The organism is Bartonella sp. CL436QHHD (genome assembly GCF_042195105.1).
Classification (GTDB): domain Bacteria; phylum Pseudomonadota; class Alphaproteobacteria; order Rhizobiales; family Rhizobiaceae; genus Bartonella.
In genome coordinates this window covers 222,665-241,769 of the sequence record NZ_JBHINR010000032.1, presented here as the reverse complement: position 1 = coordinate 241,769, position 19,105 = coordinate 222,665, and the positions used below count along the sequence as shown (strand labels likewise).

Genomic DNA, 19,105 nt, shown 5'->3' with positions numbered 1-19,105 from the left:
ACAAACAAGCAGTGATTTGAACATTCAAAAAAGTTTTACCTTTTTATACTCAAGTTTTTTCACCTGAATCTAAGAACCTTTGCTTATTCAGGTGAAACTTTCTTTTAGCCTTTCAAAACTGACATCAAAGTCTTACCTATCTGTGATGGCGAAGAAGACACACGAATCCCTGCTGATTCCATTGCTGCAATTTTATCTTCTGCTCCACCCTTACCACCAGAAATAACAGCACCGGCATGTCCCATTGTCCGTCCTGGAGGAGCCGTACGGCCAGCAATAAAGCCAACAACTGGCTTTTTTCGACCTTTTCTTGCTTCATCTTGCAGAAACTGTGCTGCTTCTTCTTCAGCAGAACCACCAATCTCACCAATCATAACAATAGACTGAGTTTCATCATCTGCTAAAAACATTTCCAACACATCAATAAATTCAGTACCCTTAACAGGATCACCACCAATCCCTATAGCAGTTGTTTGTCCGAGACCTTCCTGACTCGTCTGAAAAACGGCTTCATAAGTTAAAGTTCCCGACCTCGAGACAACCCCAACAGAACCTTTTCTAAAAATAGAACCAGGCATAATACCAATTTTACATTCATTTGGTGTAAGAATACCGGGACAATTAGGACCAATAAGACGAGACTTTGAGTTTTCTAATCGCGCCTTCACTTTAACCATATCCATAACGGGAATACCTTCCGTAATACAGATAATTAAACGAATTTCAGCTTCAATAGCCTCTATAATAGCTGCCGCAGCCCCTGCAGGAGGAACATAAATAACGGAAGCATCCGCACCTGTTTTTTCTTTTGCTTCTGCAACATTAGCAAAGATAGGAAGAGTTTCACCTTTTGAACCTTCCCATGTTTCTCCACCCTTTTTAGGATTAACGCCACCAACCATTTGCGTACCATGATAAGCAAGCGCCTGTTCTGTATGAAATGTTCCTGTTTTTCCTGTAAGCCCTTGAACTAGAACTTTTGTCTCTTTATTCACAAGAATCGACATAGCTTAAGCTCCCTTCACGGCTGCAACAATTTTTTGGGCAGCATCATCTAAATCATCAGCAGGAATAACATTCAAACCACTCTCATTAATAATTGCTTTACCCTGCTCAACATTAGTGCCTTCAAGACGAACAACCAAGGGAACTTTTAAACCAACCTCACGAACAGCAGCAACCACACCTTCAGCAATGACATCACAACGCATAATACCACCAAAAATGTTAACCAAAATGCCCTTAACATTTGGATCGGCCGTAATAATCTTAAAAGCAGCTGTCACCTTTTCTTTTGATGCTCCACCACCAACATCCAAAAAATTCGCTGGCTCTGCTCCATAAAGCTTAATGATATCCATTGTTGCCATAGCAAGCCCAGCACCATTAACCATGCAACCAATCGTACCCTCAAGAGCAACATAAGCAAGATCATGCTTTGATGCTTCTATTTCCTTTGGATCTTCCTCTGAAAGATCGCGTAATTCTAAAATATCTGGATGACGAAACAGAGCATTATTATCAAAAGAAACTTTCGCATCAAGAACACGCAAACGACCATCTTTCATCACAATAAGTGGATTGATTTCTAAAAGGCTCATATCTTTTTCACAAAATGCCTTATAGAGAATCGGAAAAAGCTTTTCACCATCTTCTCGCGCACTACTTTGTAGTTTCAAGGCATCACAAAGTCTTGCACAATCAGCAGAAGTAACACCCTCTCCAGCATCAATGGGAAGCGTGAATATTTTTTCTGGTGTCTCTTCAGCAACCGTTTCAATATCCATTCCACCTTCTGTTGAAACAACAAAAGCAATTCGACCAATGCTACGATCAACCAAAAGTGAAAGATAAAGCTCCCGTTCAATATCAGCACCGTCTTCAATATAAAGGCGGTTGACCTGCTTACCCTCTGGACCAGTTTGTTTGGTTACCAAAGTTTTTCCAAGCATTTCTTGAACATTTGCAATAACTTCTTCAACAGATTGTGCAAGCCGAACACCACCCTTTGCATCAGGATCAAGTTCTTTAAACTTACCCTTACCACGACCACCAGCGTGTATCTGACTTTTAACCACATAGAGAGGTCCGGGCAATTTTTCCGCCCATTTTTCCGCTTGCTCTACAGAATAAACAGCGACACCATTTGCAATTGGTGCTCCATATTCATGAAGCAGACGTTTGGCCTGATACTCATGGATATTCATGCATTTGTCCTTTTCTTTTATGGATCATGGATCTTATTAATCCTAAAGTTTTAATATTCTAAATACTTATTTTAATGAATTAAACCTTGTTCAATTTACTTGAGACTAGGTACAAGAGCAATACAAGCTTCACAAAGCTTTTTAACCGCATTTACTGAATGATCAAAAGCACCTCTTTCTTCTTTATCAAGATCAATTTCAATGACTCGTTCAACACCACCTGCACCAAGTACAACAGGAACACCAACATAGGTATCATTAACCCCATATTCCCCTGAAAGATAAGCTGCAACAGGCACAACACGCTTAGTGTCCTTTAGATAAGCCTCAGCCATAGAAACAGCAGAAGCTGCTGGTGCATAATAAGCAGAACCTGTTTTTAACAAACCAATAATTTCTGCACCACCATCGCGGGTACGCTGGATAATTTGATCAATTCTTTCCTGTGTTGTCCAGCCCATCTTTACAAGATCAGGCAAAGAAATACCACCAACCGTTGAATAACGCACGAGAGGAACCATTGTATCACCGTGGCCCCCTAAAACAAACGCTGTCACATCTTTAATAGAGACCTTAAATTCCTCAGATAAGAAATGACGAAAACGCGCTGAATCAAGAACACCTGCCATACCAACCACTTTATGTGTAGGGAGACCTGAAAATTTCTGCAAAGCCCACACCATCGCATCAAGGGGATTAGTAATACAAATAACAAACGCCGAAGAAGCGTATTTTTTAATTCCAGCTCCAACTTGTTCCATAACCTTTAAATTAATGCCCAAAAGTTCATCACGGCTCATACCAGGTTTTCGCGCAACGCCTGCTGTTACAATAACAACATCAGCACCTTCAATTGTTTCATAAGCATTAGCACCTTTTAGACTGATATCAAAACCATCAACAGGAGAAGATTCGGCGATATCTAGAGCCTTACCTTGTGGCACACCTTCTGCAATATCAAATAAGACCACATCAGCAAGCTCTTTAAGCCCAATAATATGTGCTAAAGTACCACCAATCATACCTGAACCAATGAGAGCTATTTTTTTCCGTGCCATTTTATTTTTTCCTAACTTTTAGATAATTCAGCGCACACCCATCAGCGTCCGTATACTGAATATTTTTGACTTCAACCATATTCAAACAATATCATAAAAAGGAGTAAAGAAATGAAATTTACAAATTTCTCTCTTTACAGAAACAACAACCCTCCGCTGAAACAACTATTAGAAAATTATCACGATGTATCGATAAAGTGAATTTAAAAAAAATACAACAGAATTATTATATTTCTTTAATTTCAAAAAGTTATTGTTTTTACAGTTTACGTAAAGGTAAAAGTATAATCAATGCTTCTTCTTCAAAAGAAAATGTTCTTCCCAAAGTTTTAAATAATCGTAGCTTTGCATTTCGAAAAGACGTGATTGTGTTCTTTTAAATTCAAATGTTTCCGTAATCTGCGCATGCCCTTTATACAAATCCCCTACCCCTGCCGCAGCCGACATAAACAACCGTATGTGGCGCTCATAAAGAATATCAATAAGCAAAATAAACCGTTTTGTTTCATTGCGACATGTATCATCCATGACCGGTACATTATCAATAAAAATCGTATGATAACGCTCTCCTAATAACAAATATTCAGCCGCGGCCAAAGGCTTTGCACATAAATCCCCATAATCAAAACGAGCACATCCTGCACCAAAGCGCGGAATAGGAATAAGGCGCCCTTTTATAGAAAGCTCATCAGATGTCTCCTTATGTCCTTGCAATACAAGTGCCCATGCTTGATCCATATATTCATTTGCCGGGACCCCCAACGGCGACACATACACCTGTTGTAGATTTGATTTTTCAAGGCGATAATCTGTTTTTGCATCAAGATTAACAACGCGAACATATGCTTTCAAAACTTGAATAAAAGGCAAAAAGAGTTCACGATTTAAACCGTTACAATAAAGGTTATCCGGCGCCACATTTGAGGTTGCAATAAAGAAAATTCCTTTATCAAACAAAGCAGAAATAAGCCGCCCCAATACCATAGCATCAGCAATATCTGTTACACTAAACTCATCAAAACAAAGTATTTTTGCTTCTCGTGCAAGATCCTCAGCAACAGCTAAAATAGGATTATCTTGTTTAAATTTTGCACACCCAGATGCTTGACGATAAAAATTAATACGCTCATGTACATCAGCCATAAAATCATTAAAATGGGCACGCTTTTTATGACCTTTAGGCAAACAAGAAAAGAACAAATCCATCAGCATGGTTTTGCCCCGTCCTACTTCACCATAAATATACAGTCCCTGAAAAAAACCTGTTTCATCTCCTTGTTTTACAACACAAGAAATATTTTGTTTTTTCCTTTTAAATATTCTATTAAAGAAAGAGCAAAATATCCAAGCCCAAGGACGAGAGATATTTTGTTCCGTAATTTTTTTTAATAAATGATCAAAATATTCTGTTATAGCTAATTGAGCGGGATCAAAACAAACCTCTCCTTTAGCGACAAGCTCCTTATAACGTGTTGAAACGAGAATCATCCAAAAAACCTTTTTCAAACCGATCTCAATGAAAAATACAAATACTTTTCACGAATCTGTCCGTCTAGCTTAGCTTGTCATAAACGGTCAAAAATGATTTAACGACTTAAAACAACGGGATGATCATCAAGTGTACGTCCCTCAAAACGATCAACATTTGAAGAATAAAGAACGAGGATAACACGTCCAGAGTTATTATAAAAATATAATCTTTTTCCTTTAACGTCCCACGATCTCACTTGGGAAGCAATTCCTGGACAATGTAAAGGACCAGCACGGTACCCTTTTCCAAACTTTGTTTGTGGAGTTGCAATCCGGCAAACTTTTCCTCCCATAGAAAGATTCCATACCCCAGCAATACTTGCAGGAAATAAATCAGTGGCACTGCTTGGCAATTCGAGACTAGCCATTCGTCCATCGCTCTGAGAATCTCCTTTTTCATACACCAAAGCGTTTGCGTCTTCAGATATCGACGAAGAAGGAGACGACAGATCAGACGCTTCCAATATTGTCATTTGTTGAGATGGATAAAAAACTTCTAATGCGTTATTATCGTCATTACCATCAAACCGTGTTGTTGAACATCCCCCTAAAAACATTACAGTTGATAGTGCAACGAAAAACGAAACTCTTGAAAACGCCATGTCTGTACTCTCTCCCACGACAATAAATAAGTTCACAAAAAAATTAAGCGAATATTTGTTATAGTTACAAAGATAAATTAACAAATTAAAAAAAACAGGTTAAAATCACTTATTTTAAACGAAATAACTTATGTACCAAATTTTATATTTATTAAACACTGGAAATTTATAAGATTTTCAGCCATATATCTCTTTTATAAGTAATCATTAGAAATAGAGAAGTTTCATGAAAACGCCATTTAGCAAAATGGACGGTCTTGGAAATCAAATTATTGTTGTTGATATGCGTGAAAGCACTCATGCTCTTACACCAAAAGCAATCCTTGCTTTGTCAGCAGATCCTGAAATGCATTTTGATCAAATCATGGCTATCCACACACCAACCCAGAAAAAAGCCAACTTCCGCATCGAAATATGGAATGCCGACGGATCAATGGCTAAAGCTTGTGGCAATGGTACCCGCTGTGTCATCGCATGGCTTAAAGATCACAATTTTGGTGAAAAATTTCATTTAGAAACTCCCGCTGGAATTATTGAAGGGAAATACCAAACCGACAATCTCATTTCTGTTGATATGGGATGCCCAAATTTCAATGCAAAAGAGATGCCTATTTCACGTGAAATAGTTGATACCAATCACGTAGAAATTACGGCTGGTCCCCTAAAAGACGCTTGTCTCATATCCATTGGCAATCTCCATGCTATCTTTTTTGTTGAAAATGATATTCAACATATTCCATTAGAGGAATATGGGCCAAACCTTGAACATGATCCCCTGTTTCCCGAACGGTGCAATATTTCCATTGCTTGCATAACGTCAAAGAAAAGTCTAAATTTACGTACATGGGAGCGAGGAGCAGGATTAACACAAGCATGTGGGAGTGCTGCTTGTGCAAGTGCAGTGGCTGCTTATCGTCGTGGACTTACAGAGCGCCATATTGATGTGAACTTACCAAAGGGAACACTTAATATTTTTTACCGAGAAGACGATCACATTATTATGACAGGACCAATAAAATATCAATTTAGTGGTTTTTTAAGCCCTTTAACAGGGTCCTACAAAAAGGATCACTCCTGATGGCAATAGAAATTGTAACTTTTGGTTGTCGACTTAACAGCTACGAATCGGAAATCATTCGCAAAGAAAGTACTTCTTCAGGGCTAGATCAACTTAAAGATGGTGCTATTATCTTTAATACTTGTGCTGTCACTGCCGAAGCCGTACGACAAGCAAAACAAGCTATCCGCAAAGCACGACGTGAAAATCCTCATGCGCGTATCATTGTAACAGGGTGTGCAGCCCAAACAGAAGCACAAAATTTTGCCTCAATGACAGAAGTGGATCTCGTTTTAGGAAACGAAGATAAACTTCACGCCCATTCTTATCGTCAACTTCCTGATTTTGGTATTAATCATTCTGAAAAGGTGCGTATCAATGACATTATGGAAGTACAAAAAATTGCCCCACATATGGTCAGTGCAATGCAAGAGCGCACCCGCGCTTTTGTACAGGTACAAAATGGATGTGATCATCGCTGTACATTTTGCATTATTCCTTATGGACGAGGACCATCTCGTTCAGTTCCCATGGGTGCTGTCATAGAACAAATAAAAAAGCTGATAGGTGGGGGTATCCAAGAGGTGGTCCTTACAGGTGTTGACCTTACAAGTTATGGCCACGATCTTCCTGGAAAAGCTACTCTAGGAAAATTAACTTCAGCAATTTTGCATCATGTTCCTGACTTAACGCGATTACGCCTCTCATCTATTGACTCTATTGAAGCAGACGAAGAACTCATCAATCTTTTAGCTTATGAAACAAGAATCATGCCCCATTTGCATTTATCTTTGCAAGCAGGTGATAATATGATTTTAAAACGGATGAAACGGCGTCATCTGCGCGAACATGCCATTCAATTTTGCCAAGAGTTGCGTGCCAAACGTCCTACAATGGTGTATGGTGCTGACTTAATTGCTGGTTTTCCTACAGAAACAGAAGAGATGTTTCAAAACAGTCTTGTTTTAATCAAAGATTGTAATTTAACCCATCTCCATGTCTTCCCCTTTAGTCCAAGAGAAGGAACACCTGCCGCACGTATGCCACAAATCAACCGTAAAATAGTTAAGATGCGTGCTGAAAAATTGCGTAAAGCAGGTGAGATGGCTTACCAAAAGCATCTTTCTCATTTACAAAACAGTCTACAAACAATTCTCGTTGAAAAAGATGAAATCGGACGAACAGAAGATTATACCCTTGTACAGGTTAAAGGTGCAAAAGCAGGAACAATTGTTCAAGCCCTTATCGTTGATCATGATGGCGATAAATTGATTGCTGTCCTTCCAAAATTAAACGCTGCTTGAGCAGGAAAATTCTTATGACGAAATCTTTTATTAAAAAAATATTCTCTTTTAACAAATCTCAAGAGCAAGAAATTGAACAACAGATTTCTATTCCTGATAAAAGCGATATAATAGAAGAAAATAAAGACAAAAATGAAAAGACAAAAAATAACCAAGTTTCTATAGACACAGAAAAAGAAGAACAAACAAAAAATCCAGAGTCAATACTTACAAAATATGATGAAAAATCTCCATTTCTAGAATCCCGTTCTGATAAAATTCCTTTTTCTGGTAAAATTATTGTCACAGACAACATCCGTGAAAAAAAGAATGAAGAAATTTTATCTGAACCTTCTGTTGAACAAAAAAAGACAGCGTGGTTTGGGCGCCTTAAAAAAGGTCTATCCCTTTCTTCACAACGCTTAAGCGGATCAATTAGCGATCTCTTTGTTAAAAGAAAACTTGATGAAGACACATTGCAAGAGCTCGAAGATATTCTTATCCAAGCTGACATAGGTGTAGAGACGGCAACACGCATCACAAATACTTTAGCTTCCAGTCGTTACGGAAAAGACCTCTCCCCAGATGATATTCATACTATTGTAGCGGATGAGGTCAAAAAAGTTCTGGAACCTGTTGCAATACCATTGGAACTTGATCTCAGCCATAAACCGCATGTTATTTTGCTGGTAGGTGTAAATGGCACTGGAAAAACGACAACTATTGGAAAACTTTCAGCAAAATTAACAGAAGGGGGATTAAAAGTTATGCTGGCAGCTGGTGATACTTTCCGAGCCGCAGCTATTGAGCAACTACACATCTGGGGTGAACGTACCAATTCTCCTGTTATTTCAACAAAATTGGGTGCAGATGCCGCCAGCTTAGCATTTGATGCTTATGAAAAAGCAAAAAAAACAAACAGTGATGTATTAATTATTGATACAGCAGGGCGTTTACAAAATAAGTCTGAATTGATGGATGAATTAGCAAAAATTATTCGTGTTTTAAAAAAACATACCCCCCAAGCACCCCATACAATCCTTCAAACGCTTGATGCAACAACCGGACAAAATGCACTCAACCAAGTAGATATTTTCCGCGATATTGCTGGTGTTAATGGTTTAGTCATGACAAAGCTAGATGGGACTGCACGAGGAGGAATTCTTGTCGCTATCGCAGCAAAATATAAATTACCCGTTTATTTTATCGGTATAGGAGAAGATATTGAAGACCTTCAACCCTTTTCTGCTTCTGACTTTGCCGAAACTATCGCAGGAAAACATGCATGAAACAGCCTTTATCTAATCCTAATTTACACAATAGTTCTGAAAAAAAAATGAATAATAATAATAAAAAATCTCTCTCACCAACACTTAAGTTTCTTTTGGAAATGGGTCCATTGGTTGCCTTCTTTTTTGCCAATTATAAGGGAGAATGGCTGATAAAAAACATTGGATTTTTTCAAAATTTTAACAAATCTATTTTCCCTGCAACAGCTATTTTCATGGTAGCGATAATTATTTCCCTAAGCTTATCATGGATCCTTGCAAGACAAATTCCTATTATGCCTCTTATTTCGGGAATATTTGTTTTAGTTTTTGGCTTTCTAACTCTCTGGCTTCATAATGAAACTTTCATAAAAATGAAACCGACAATCATTAATAGCTTATTTGCTTTTATACTTTTTGGTGGGATGTTTTTTAAAAAACCACTTTTACGTTATGCTCTTGATTCTACCTTAAAACTTGATGATTTAGGTTGGCAAAAACTTACCTATCGTTGGGCGTTTTTTTTCATTTTTCTTGCCCTTTTGAATGAAATAATTTGGCGTAATTTTAGCGATAATTTCTGGACAAGTTTCAAAGTATTTGGCGTCATGCCTATAACAGTCCTTTTCATGCTTACCCAAATGCCTATAATTATAAAACATTCAAAAGGACTTTTTACAGAAGAGGACAAATCTGATTCTTAAAAAAATCACCACTACCGATTATTTTATAGATTCATCGCCAAACACTGTTCGAGAGAAAAAATATGTTGATTGAACAGTTTATTTGTCGAGAAGACAATTTTGGTATACTCATTCATGATGAAAAAAGTGGTATGACAGCTGCAATAGATGCTCCTGAAAGCAAAGCGATCCACAATGCTTTAAAGCGCCACAATTGGACACTTAACACTATTTTTGTAACTCATCATCATCACGACCATGTAGAAGCCCTATCAGAATTAAAACAAGTTTACAACGCTATGGTTATCGGGCCAGAAGCAGAAAAAGAAAAGATCAATTATCTTGATCAAACACTTCAACCTGATGAAAGTTTTTCTTTTGGCACACACCTGCTTTTAGCTCTTTCAACACCTGGTCATACTTTAGGCGCATTATCTTACTATTTTCCTGAGAAGAGTTTACTCTTTGCTGGAGATACACTTTTTTCATTGGGCTGTGGACGTCTTTTCGAAGGAACACCTGCACAAATGTTAAATTCTTTAAAAAAACTTCGTAAACTTCCTGATGAAACATTTCTCTATTGTGGACATGAATATACAAAAAACAACGCTCTTTTCGCACTAACAATTGACCCACATAATAAAAAACTCCACCAAAGAATAGAGGAAGTTTTTTTGCTACGTGCAAAAAACGCTATGACTTTACCTGTCACTTTAGGGCAAGAAAAAGCCACCAATCCCTTTCTCCGCTGGGATGATAGTGTGTTGCGAAGGAACCTTGTAATGGAAGAAGAAACAGATGAAGAAGTTTTTGCTGAAATTCGAAGAAGAAAGGATAATTTTTAACCATGCTTAAGTTCGTATTACGTTTGTTTCTCCTTTTTCTTTTCGTGATACATATTCAACTAACAAGAGCAGAGGAAAAGGAAACAGATAATTCTTCTCTTATATCCCCTCTCGTTGCAAATTATCCCTTAACAGAAGATTTTTTTTTAAAACTGGAAAAAATTGAAAAAGAATGTGAAAATTTACTTCCAGAAACAAAAAATGATCTTATCACTTATGATTCTAGTATCCACTCTAATATTGAAAACTACACTACCTATATTTCTAGTAAACCAAAACTTATGAATATTTTAAAAAAAAATAATATCAAACCAGAAGATTTTGCTGCTGGAACCTTAGTACTTAAAGAAATATCCGCGCTTCTCATATTTGCACCTGAAAAGGAATATTCTACTGAGAAAAATATTATATTTCTAAACAATCTTGAATTTGTTAAAAAACATTTTTACAAAGCAACAATTCTTTTAGATAGCTGTGAAAAACTCATTTTGAGCAACTAATCAGTTATGAAATGTTAGAAAATATCACCCCTTTAATCTAATAAAGAAGTCAGTGCATTAAAAAATCACCGTATTTTTATCATTCCTAATAATTGTTTTTATTTCGATTATATTTACAAATGTTTTTCTAAAAATAAAGAATAACAGACGGAAAAGTATTTATTGAAATTCAAAAAAGAAAGGATAATTTTTAGTCATGTTTAAACTTCTATTGTGTTTTTTCTTCATTTTTCCTTTTGTATCATACGCTCAAGAAAAAAAACAAGAAATAGATGATCCTTCTTTTATACCGACTTTCATTGCAAATTATCCCTTAACAGAAGATATTCTTTTAAAGCTGGAAAAAATCAAAGCAGAATGTAGAAATTTATCTTCAGAACCAGAACAAACAAATACAAAAAGTGATATCAATACTTATGATGATCATATTGAAAAATATGCTGCCTATATTTCTAATAATCCAAAACTTGTGAATATTTTAAAAGAAAATAATATCACACCAAAAGATTTTGTTGTTGCTCACCTAGCACTTAAAGCGACATTATATGTACTTACTGATGAGGAAAATTATACTTATGAAAAAAACTCTTTACCTTCAAGAAATCTAGAATTTGTTAAAGAACATATGTATAGAATAATCCAAATTTTAAGAGATAACTGTTAAAAATCTTTTTAGAACAATTGATTAACTTTGTAAACGCCGACAAATTTCATCTAATTGTTCTAATGAAGAGTAATGTATTTTTAAATCGCCACCTTTTTTACCATGTCGAATAATAACTTTCATTCCTATCACATCTGCAAGTAATTTTTCTAAAGATTTTGTTTCAGCATCTTTTTCCGTATTGGTACGCTTTTTAGTTTTAGGATTGGCTTTCTCATATGCAAGTATTTCTGTTTGACGTACTGAAAGCCCTTCACGAATAATTTTCTCAGCTAAATTTTGTGGATCATCAACGGTTATAAGACAACGTGCATGACCAGCAGAAAGTTGTCCATCCGTTAAGAATTGTTGTACTCTTTCTGGAAGTTTTAATAAACGAAGCGTATTTGCAACATGACTACGACTTTTTCCAATAACTTGTGCTAAATCTACTTGTGTATAATCATGCTCATTCAAAAGCATCTCATATCCTTTTGCTTCTTCGATAGGATTAAGATCTGCCCGCTGAACATTTTCAATAATAGCCAATTCCAAAGCGGTTTTATCGTCCACATCACGAATAATAACGGGTAATTGACTTAAATTTGCACGTTGTGCTGCACGCCAGCGCCGTTCACCCGCAATCAATTCAAACCGATGAGGATGATCTCTTAAAGGCCTTACAATAACCGGTTGAACCACACCGTGTTGACGAATTGATTGTGCCAAATTATCAAGCTCTGTTTCAGTAAAATGACGCCGAGGATTGTGAGGATTACATGAAATAGATTCAATAGAAATAAATCGCTCAGAAATACTACCGGATTCATTTAATTTATCAAAGCTTGATGAACGTGCAATATTGTTGTTTAAATTGATATCTCCAATCAATGCAGCTAATCCACGTCCTAGTCTTTTTTTTGAGAGATCATCATTCATAATTTTTCTCTTTGAATTTTTAGATTATTTTTTTATATTTTTAAGCAGCAGCGCGTGCTTGTTTTTCACGTTGTATCATTTCTGATGCTAGACGCAAATAAGCTTGGCTTCCAGCACATTTGAGATCATAAAGCAATACAGGTTTTCCAAAAGAAGGTGCTTCTGATACTCTTACATTTCGTGGAATAACAGTACGATAAACTTTATCTCCCATAAAAGAACGTACATCTTCAACAACTTGATTTGAAAGGTTATTACGTCCATCATACATTGTTAGAACAATACCTTGGATTTCTAAAGATGGATTAAGTACGGATCGCACTTGTTTTACTGTTTCAAGTAATTGACTTAAACCTTCAAGTGCTAAAAATTCACACTGCATAGGTACCAAAACAGAATCCGCGGCCCCCATAGCATTAAGTGTTAAAAGATTAAGGGAGGGAGGACAATCAATTAAAATATAATTGAATTTTTTTTCCATTTCCGGATCATCATAGAGAGCTTTACGTAAGCGTTGTATGCGATCTTTTGATGAAGAAATTTCCATTTCCACACCTAAGAGATCAAGTGTAGAGGGAACTATATAAAGATTGGGTACAGCTGTCTTTAAAGCCGCCTGTGTAATTGAAACGCCCGAAACCAAAACATCATAAGACGATAAAGGACGGCTATTACGATCAATCCCCAAACCAGTACTTGCATTACCTTGTGGATCAACATCCATAATAAGAACATTTTCACCAATGGCTGCTAAAGCTGTTGCAAGATTAATTGCTGTGGTTGTTTTTCCGACTCCACCCTTTTGGTTTGCAATAGCGATAATTCGTGTTTCGCTCATTTTGCTCTACCCTCTATATGATCGAATATGAGAAATTTCCAAAATAACAGAATTTTCATCAACTTTACTTTTATGTTTTAACAGATCAAAGTGCCAATTGGCAGAGGCATTTTTTATTTCTGTAGCGTAATCCCGACCTTTTTGCAAAAGAGCTATAGTTTTTTCTGTTAATAAAGGAAAAATAAGTTGTAAAAGAGTATTAAGCGGCGCTAATCCCCGTGCCGTTATAATATCAGACATGGGAATTTTTTGATATATATCTTCAATCCTAGCGTGATAAACCGTTGCTGGAAGATTAAGTTGAGCAATAACTGTTCGCAAAAAAGCAACTTTTTTCCCATTACTTTCAACAAGATTAATATGTCCTTCTTTTTTTTCTTTCAAAAAGATAGCAATCACAATTGCAGGAAAACCTCCTCCTGATCCTAAATCACACCAATGTAAAGAATGAGCATACAAAGGAAAAATTTGTGCTGAATCTAGAATATGTCGTGTCCATAGATCTGGTATTGTTGTAGCAGATATCAAATTAATATGCGCATTCCATTGAAGTATTAAAGACTCAAACTGAATTAAATTTTCCATTGTTTCACGTGAAACAGAAGGAACAATATTTAATAATTGTTGATATTTTTTTTCTATAGAAAAATCCATTAAGCTGTTTTAGCCTTTTCACGTCGTTGACGTTGAATATATGTAATAATAAGAGATAAAGCAGCGGGTGTCATGCCATCAATTTTTTGTGCATCAGCAATTGAACGCGGCGATACTTCTTTAATTTTTGATTTAAGTTCATTTGAAAGACCTGAAATTGCCTGAATATCAAGAGAAGAAGGAATTTCTAAACGCTCATCTCTCTGAAGAGAAGCAATATCTTGTGCTTGTTTATCTAAATAAACCGCATATTGTGCTTCAATTTCTAAAGATTCTGCTGTTTTAGAATCAATTTTTTGTAATTGTGGCCAAAAATCTGAAAGACGCTCTAAGGTCATATGAGGATAAGCAAGAAAATCATAAGCCGAACGCCGAATTCCATCATGATTAACATGTAATCCATGAGCAGAAGCTTCATTAGGTGTAAAAAAAATATTTTGACATATTGATCGTGCTTGATCAAGCCGTTGTTGTTTTTTCTGATAACATTCCCAACGTATTTTACTCACAATACCCCATTTTTGTGCCAAAGGTGTTAAACGCGTATCAGCATTATCAGATCGTAAAGATAAACGAAATTCGGCACGTGATGTAAACATCCTATAAGGTTCACAAACACCACGTGAAACCAAATCATCAACCATAACACCAATATAAGCCGTAGATCGACTTATAAGTATTTCATCTAATTTACCTACTTTACGTGCAGCATTTAATCCAGCTAAAAGTCCTTGTGCTGCTGCTTCCTCATATCCTGTTGTACCATTAATTTGTCCTGCTAAAAATAAACCTGGTAAAGAGCGTAATTCTAAGCTTCTCGTTAATTGTTGTGGATTAACAAAATCATATTCAATAGCATAACCAGGTTGCAAAACTATAGCATTTTCCAATCCTTCAATGGTTTTCAATAGAGAAATTTGCACATCTTCAGGAAGAGAAGTAGAAAGACCATTTGGATAAACGGTATCATCATTTAATCCTTCTGGTTCTAGAAAAATCTGATGTCCATCACGTTCTCCAAATTTAACAATTTTATCTTCAACAGAAGGACAATAACGTGGTCCTAACCCTTCAATATTTCCAGAATATAAAGCAGAACGATAAATATTCTCGCGAATAATTTGATGTGTTTTCTCATTTGTACGTGTTATTGCACATTCAATTTGTGGTTGTTCAATTTTCTCTGTTAAAAGAGAAAAGGGAATGGGATTTTCATCTGCTTGTTGTTTTGGAAGATAATCCCAAGCAATTGTTTTTTTACTCAAACGAGCAGGGGTTCCTGTTTTTAATCGACCAAGTTTTATATGATAATTTTTTAAACGTTTAGCAAGTTTTACACTTGACTGATCCCCCATACGTCCAGCAGCCCATGTTTTATCACCAATATGAATAAAGCCATTTAAAAATGTCCCTGTTGTTAAAACAACAGCACCAGATAAAATTATTCCTTGTTTTTTTAAAATAACACCTGATACACAATTATCTTTAACAACCAGATCAATAACTTCATCCTCAATAAGAGTAAGATTTTCTTGTTCTTTTAATAATTTTTGAATTTCTTTTTTATAAAGTTGTCTATCTGCCTGTGTTCGTGGTCCTCTTACTGCCGGTCCTTTACGTCTATTAAGTAGTCTAAACTGAATTCCAGCAGCATCTGCTGCTCTTCCCATGAGACCATCTAATGCATCTATTTCACGAACTAGATGCCCTTTTCCAAGTCCACCAATAGCAGGATTACACGACATTGTTCCCAATACTGATATTTTATGTGTAACAAGCGCTGTTTTGGCTCCTACACGCGCTGAAGCTGAAGCTGCCTCACAGCCAGCATGACCACCACCAACAATAACAACATCATATGATTGCATTTAATTCATTCCGTAGAAAATATTCTAAGGTTTCACGTGAAACAATATATAAATTACATAATCTTTATAATCTGTCTATGAAATAATCAATGTTTCACGTGAATCATTATTTACCAACACAAAATTCTGAAAAAATAATATCAAGCAAATCTTCAACATCAATATCTCCTGTAATTTTACCAAGAAAATCACTTGCACAACGGAGATGTTCTGCACGTAAACTGAGATCAAGAGAATGATAATTAAGAGAAAATTCAATCTCTTTAACAGCCTCCTTTAACAATTGAAGTTGTCTTTTACGTGCTGGAACAATATTTCCAATTTCAGAAGCACGATGATGACAAAATGATTCAAGTTCTTTTATAAAATAATCAAAATTTAAACCAGTTAATGCGGAAACTTGTATAGACCAACGCTGATCATTTTTTTCATAAAGATCAAGCTTATTGCCAACACACCATATTTCAGCCGATGTTTCTGGTAAATCAACCTGCTTAGGATTTCCTATATCATAAACCAAAATAACCAAATCAGCTTCCATAACATGCTGTTTAGCAACTTCTATTCCCATCTGTTCTATTTTATTTTCTGTTTTTCTAAAACCAGCAGTATCCGTTAAAAAAATAGGTAAACCACCAAGAATAATTCTCATTTCTAAAGCATCACGGGTTGTTCCTGCTTCTTCCGTTACAATAGCAACAGATCTTCCTGAAAGACGATTCATAATGCTTGATTTTCCAGAATTAGGAGCACCAGCAATAACAATTTTTAATCCATCACGTAAAATACTCGCACGCTCTCCTTCAGTAATATATTCTCGAAGAGAGGTACAAAGATCTTCAATATCTTTCCAAACTTTATCAGATATTGCGTTGGGAATATCTGCTTCATCAACAAAATCAAGTTCTGCCTCAATAAAAGCACGCGCCTTCATAAGCTTATGACGCCAATCACGATAAAGCGTCGTTAAATGTCCACTTGTACCCATAACAGCTAAACGCCGTTGGCTTTCCGTTTCTGCTTCTATTAAATCAGCAAGACCTTCTGCTTGAACAAGATCTAATTTTCCTTCCATAAAAGCGCGACGTGAAAATTCACCTGCCTCTGCAATACGGCATCCAGAAAATGTCGACAATTCATCGAGAAAACGATTAACGACGGCTTTTCCTCCATGTAAATGGAATTCTGCACAATCTTCCCCCGTAAAACTATGAGGAGCAGGAAAAAAAACAGTTAAACCAGAATCTAAAAAACTACCATCACGAGCAGTAAGATTTCCATAATGCATAAAACGTGCTTTAGGTAAACGACCACAAAGCGTTTTAACTATATCTACAACATGAGGACCAGAAAGCCGAATGACTGCAACCCCTGAAGGTAACAATCCACTCGAAACAGCAAAGATTGTATCCACAGGTTTTATCCTAATAAAAACTTTAATGACTCTACGTATTCATTGAATCAAAAAATTCACTATTGTTTTTTGTTTGCTTTAATTTATCAATCAAAAATTCAATTGCATCTGTTACATTCATAGATGCTAAAATACGACGAAGAACAAAAATTTTGTGTAAATCTTGTCGTTCTACCAGAAGTTCTTCCTTACGCGTTCCTGACTTTAAAATATCCATAGCAGGGAAAATACGCTTATCAGCAACTTTTCGATCAAGAACAATTTCCGAATTACCTGTTCCTTTAAATTCTTCAAAAATAACCTCATCCATACGACTTCCTGTATCAATCAAAGCCGTTGCAATAATGGTTAAAGATCCGCCTTCTTCAATATTACGTGCTGCACCAAAAAAACGTTTTGGACGCTGGAGAGCATTTGCATCCACACCACCTGTTAAAACTTTACCCGAAGAAGGAACAACTGTATTATATGCACGCCCAAGACGTGTAATAGAATCGAGAAGAATAACAACATCACGCCCATATTCAACGAGACGTTTGGCTTTTTCAATGACCATTTCTGCCACTTGTACGTGACGTATTGCTGGTTCATCAAAAGTAGAAGAAACCACTTCTCCTTTCACTGAACGCTGCATATCAGTAACTTCTTCTGGTCGTTCATCGATTAAAAGAACAATGAGATAACATTCAGGATGATTAGTGGTAATAGAATGAGCAATATTTTGAAGTAAAACTGTTTTTCCCGTCCGAGGAGGAGCTACAATTAACCCTCTTTGTCCTTTTCCCAATGGAGATATCAAATCAATCACGCGTGATGACATATCTTTCTCTGTAGGATCTTGTATTTCCATTTGGAAACGTTCATTTGAATAAAGAGGAGTAAGATTATCAAAGTGAATTTTATAACGAATCTTTTCAGGTTTTTCAAAATTAATTGTATTAATTTTAAGGAGAGCAAAATAACGTTCTCCCTCTTTTGGACTGCGTATAGGGCCTTCAATTGTATCACCTGTCTTTAAAGAAAACGACTGTATTTGTGCAGGTGAAAGATAAATATCATCAGGACCAGGAAGATAATTAGCATCAGCAGATCTCAAGAATCCAAATCCGTCTTGTAAAACTTCAACAACACCCTCTCCTATAATTTCTACATCTTGTAGAGCAAGTTTTTTCAAGATAGCAAACATTAATTCTTGTTTGCGCATAAGGGAGGCATTTTCAACTTCTAATGTTTCAGCAAAAGAAACAAGCTCAACGGGATTTTTGCTTTTAAGTTCTTGTAGTTTCATTTTTTGCATGAAATATGCTCTTTGTAATGGAGAAGATTGTTCTAAATAATTTATGGAAATTTATGAGTGAAATATTATTAAGAAAAAAATATTCTACACTCAATTTTTTTAATCTGCAAGTACCATTTATATGAAATTTATTCCTGTAATATTAAGTAATTATATGAAAAACTTGAAAAAATATAAAATCCAAATAGTATTTAATTATTTTAATAACAAAAATGTAAGTTAAATTTATAGCATTAATGAAATGCTATTCAAAAGTATTTTTACAGAAATTTATATTAATAAATTTATATTAAAGAAAGGATTATTCTTATTTATAACTGTGTTTAGTGTGGATTATTATTTATCCTCAATTTTATCCACAAAAGGAAGTGAAAAAAGAATAAAAATAACACTATCTTAAAGATATTATCCCCTCTTTT

Annotated in this window: 18 protein-coding genes; 7 read left to right on the top strand and 11 right to left on the bottom strand. The window is 35.8% G+C overall.

Features of this window, described 5'->3' with window-relative positions; genetic code table 11:
• Positions 1-104: 104 nt before the first annotated feature.
• From sucD to ACFIKN_RS04800, 5 genes are all read right to left on the bottom strand, one after another.
• The gene (gene sucD, locus ACFIKN_RS04820; RefSeq protein ID WP_273790158.1) at positions 105-1,007 is read right to left on the bottom strand and encodes a succinate--CoA ligase subunit alpha; all 903 of its coding nucleotides are present in this window, start codon (positions 1,005-1,007) and stop codon (positions 105-107) included.
• Positions 1,008-1,010: 3 nt separating this feature from the next.
• Complete coding sequence (gene sucC, locus ACFIKN_RS04815; RefSeq protein ID WP_375657989.1) at positions 1,011-2,207, bottom strand: ADP-forming succinate--CoA ligase subunit beta; 1,197 nt, start codon at positions 2,205-2,207, stop codon at positions 1,011-1,013.
• A 95-nt stretch (positions 2,208-2,302) separates the two neighbouring features.
• A complete protein-coding gene (gene mdh, locus ACFIKN_RS04810) occupies positions 2,303-3,265 on the bottom strand; it encodes a malate dehydrogenase (protein WP_273790160.1) in 963 nt (320 codons plus the stop codon).
• Between the two features lie 288 nt (positions 3,266-3,553).
• The gene (zapE, locus tag ACFIKN_RS04805) at positions 3,554-4,753 is read right to left on the bottom strand and encodes a cell division protein ZapE (RefSeq protein WP_375657988.1); all 1,200 of its coding nucleotides are present in this window, start codon (positions 4,751-4,753) and stop codon (positions 3,554-3,556) included.
• A 98-nt stretch (positions 4,754-4,851) separates the two neighbouring features.
• Positions 4,852-5,397 carry an AprI/Inh family metalloprotease inhibitor gene (locus tag ACFIKN_RS04800; protein WP_375657987.1) on the bottom strand — a complete coding sequence of 182 codons (546 nt, stop codon included), beginning with the start codon at positions 5,395-5,397 and terminating at the stop codon, positions 4,852-4,854.
• Between the two features lie 226 nt (positions 5,398-5,623).
• Between ACFIKN_RS04800 and dapF the strand changes: the two genes are divergently transcribed.
• The 7 genes from dapF to ACFIKN_RS04765 all read left to right on the top strand — a co-directional run bounded on the left by dapF (position 5,624) and on the right by ACFIKN_RS04765 (position 11,697).
• Positions 5,624-6,475 carry a diaminopimelate epimerase gene (gene dapF / locus ACFIKN_RS04795; RefSeq protein ID WP_375657986.1) on the top strand — a complete coding sequence of 284 codons (852 nt, stop codon included), beginning with the start codon at positions 5,624-5,626 and terminating at the stop codon, positions 6,473-6,475.
• Entirely contained in the window at positions 6,475-7,758 is a 1,284-nt protein-coding gene (gene mtaB, locus ACFIKN_RS04790; protein WP_375657985.1) for a tRNA (N(6)-L-threonylcarbamoyladenosine(37)-C(2))-methylthiotransferase MtaB, read from the top strand. Before dapF ends, mtaB begins: the two co-directional genes overlap by 1 nt.
• 14 nt (positions 7,759-7,772) lie before the next feature.
• Positions 7,773-9,026, top strand: a complete 1,254-nt coding sequence (gene ftsY / locus ACFIKN_RS04785) for a signal recognition particle-docking protein FtsY (protein WP_273790164.1) — start codon at positions 7,773-7,775, stop codon at positions 9,024-9,026.
• On the top strand, positions 9,023-9,709 hold the full coding sequence (locus ACFIKN_RS04780) for a septation protein A (RefSeq protein WP_375654297.1): 687 nt from the start codon (positions 9,023-9,025) through the stop codon (positions 9,707-9,709). The genes ftsY and ACFIKN_RS04780 overlap by 4 nt, the downstream gene beginning before the upstream one ends.
• Positions 9,710-9,771: 62 nt before the next feature.
• Complete coding sequence (gloB, locus tag ACFIKN_RS04775; RefSeq protein ID WP_375637284.1) at positions 9,772-10,533, top strand: hydroxyacylglutathione hydrolase; 762 nt, start codon at positions 9,772-9,774, stop codon at positions 10,531-10,533.
• A 44-nt stretch (positions 10,534-10,577) separates the two neighbouring features.
• A complete protein-coding gene (locus ACFIKN_RS04770; protein WP_375643032.1) occupies positions 10,578-11,033 on the top strand; it encodes a hypothetical protein in 456 nt (151 codons plus the stop codon).
• 196 nt (positions 11,034-11,229) lie between these two features.
• On the top strand, positions 11,230-11,697 hold the full coding sequence (locus tag ACFIKN_RS04765) for a hypothetical protein (protein WP_375630635.1): 468 nt from the start codon (positions 11,230-11,232) through the stop codon (positions 11,695-11,697).
• Positions 11,698-11,718: 21 nt separating this feature from the next.
• On the opposite strand, the gene ACFIKN_RS04760 is transcribed toward ACFIKN_RS04765, so the two are convergent.
• The 6 genes from ACFIKN_RS04760 to rho all read right to left on the bottom strand — a co-directional run bounded on the left by ACFIKN_RS04760 (position 11,719) and on the right by rho (position 18,686).
• Positions 11,719-12,615 carry a ParB/RepB/Spo0J family partition protein gene (locus tag ACFIKN_RS04760; RefSeq protein WP_273790169.1) on the bottom strand — a complete coding sequence of 299 codons (897 nt, stop codon included), beginning with the start codon at positions 12,613-12,615 and terminating at the stop codon, positions 11,719-11,721.
• A 40-nt stretch (positions 12,616-12,655) separates the two neighbouring features.
• A complete protein-coding gene (locus ACFIKN_RS04755) occupies positions 12,656-13,453 on the bottom strand; it encodes a ParA family protein (protein ID WP_273790170.1) in 798 nt (265 codons plus the stop codon).
• 6 nt (positions 13,454-13,459) lie between these two features.
• Complete coding sequence (gene rsmG / locus ACFIKN_RS04750; RefSeq protein ID WP_375630633.1) at positions 13,460-14,107, bottom strand: 16S rRNA (guanine(527)-N(7))-methyltransferase RsmG; 648 nt, start codon at positions 14,105-14,107, stop codon at positions 13,460-13,462.
• Positions 14,107-15,975 carry a tRNA uridine-5-carboxymethylaminomethyl(34) synthesis enzyme MnmG gene (gene mnmG, locus ACFIKN_RS04745; RefSeq protein WP_375657984.1) on the bottom strand — a complete coding sequence of 623 codons (1,869 nt, stop codon included), beginning with the start codon at positions 15,973-15,975 and terminating at the stop codon, positions 14,107-14,109. The genes rsmG and mnmG overlap by 1 nt, the downstream gene beginning before the upstream one ends.
• Before the next feature lie 106 nt (positions 15,976-16,081).
• Positions 16,082-17,389, bottom strand: coding sequence for a tRNA uridine-5-carboxymethylaminomethyl(34) synthesis GTPase MnmE (mnmE, locus tag ACFIKN_RS04740; RefSeq protein ID WP_375657983.1), 1,308 nt, complete (start codon positions 17,387-17,389; stop codon positions 16,082-16,084).
• 31 nt (positions 17,390-17,420) lie between these two features.
• Entirely contained in the window at positions 17,421-18,686 is a 1,266-nt protein-coding gene (gene rho, locus ACFIKN_RS04735) for a transcription termination factor Rho (protein WP_015857121.1), read from the bottom strand.
• Between the last annotated feature and the right edge of the window lie 419 nt (positions 18,687-19,105).

Coding starts and splice junctions, on each gene's coding strand:
- sucD (WP_273790158.1), bottom strand. CDS start 1,007: ATGTCGATTCTTGTGAATAAAGAGACAAAAGTTCTAGTTCAAGGGCTT.
- sucC (WP_375657989.1), bottom strand. CDS start 2,207: ATGAATATCCATGAGTATCAGGCCAAACGTCTGCTTCATGAATATGGA.
- mdh (WP_273790160.1), bottom strand. CDS start 3,265: ATGGCACGGAAAAAAATAGCTCTCATTGGTTCAGGTATGATTGGTGGT.
- zapE (WP_375657988.1), bottom strand. CDS start 4,753: ATGATTCTCGTTTCAACACGTTATAAGGAGCTTGTCGCTAAAGGAGAG.
- ACFIKN_RS04800 (WP_375657987.1), bottom strand. CDS start 5,397: ATGGCGTTTTCAAGAGTTTCGTTTTTCGTTGCACTATCAACTGTAATG.
- dapF (WP_375657986.1), top strand. CDS start 5,624: ATGAAAACGCCATTTAGCAAAATGGACGGTCTTGGAAATCAAATTATT.
- mtaB (WP_375657985.1), top strand. CDS start 6,475: ATGGCAATAGAAATTGTAACTTTTGGTTGTCGACTTAACAGCTACGAA.
- ftsY (WP_273790164.1), top strand. CDS start 7,773: ATGACGAAATCTTTTATTAAAAAAATATTCTCTTTTAACAAATCTCAA.
- ACFIKN_RS04780 (WP_375654297.1), top strand. CDS start 9,023: ATGAAACAGCCTTTATCTAATCCTAATTTACACAATAGTTCTGAAAAA.
- gloB (WP_375637284.1), top strand. CDS start 9,772: ATGTTGATTGAACAGTTTATTTGTCGAGAAGACAATTTTGGTATACTC.
- ACFIKN_RS04765 (WP_375630635.1), top strand. CDS start 11,230: ATGTTTAAACTTCTATTGTGTTTTTTCTTCATTTTTCCTTTTGTATCA.
- ACFIKN_RS04760 (WP_273790169.1), bottom strand. CDS start 12,615: ATGAATGATGATCTCTCAAAAAAAAGACTAGGACGTGGATTAGCTGCA.
- ACFIKN_RS04755 (WP_273790170.1), bottom strand. CDS start 13,453: ATGAGCGAAACACGAATTATCGCTATTGCAAACCAAAAGGGTGGAGTC.
- rsmG (WP_375630633.1), bottom strand. CDS start 14,107: ATGGATTTTTCTATAGAAAAAAAATATCAACAATTATTAAATATTGTT.
- mnmG (WP_375657984.1), bottom strand. CDS start 15,975: ATGCAATCATATGATGTTGTTATTGTTGGTGGTGGTCATGCTGGCTGT.
- rho (WP_015857121.1), bottom strand. CDS start 18,686: ATGCAAAAAATGAAACTACAAGAACTTAAAAGCAAAAATCCCGTTGAG.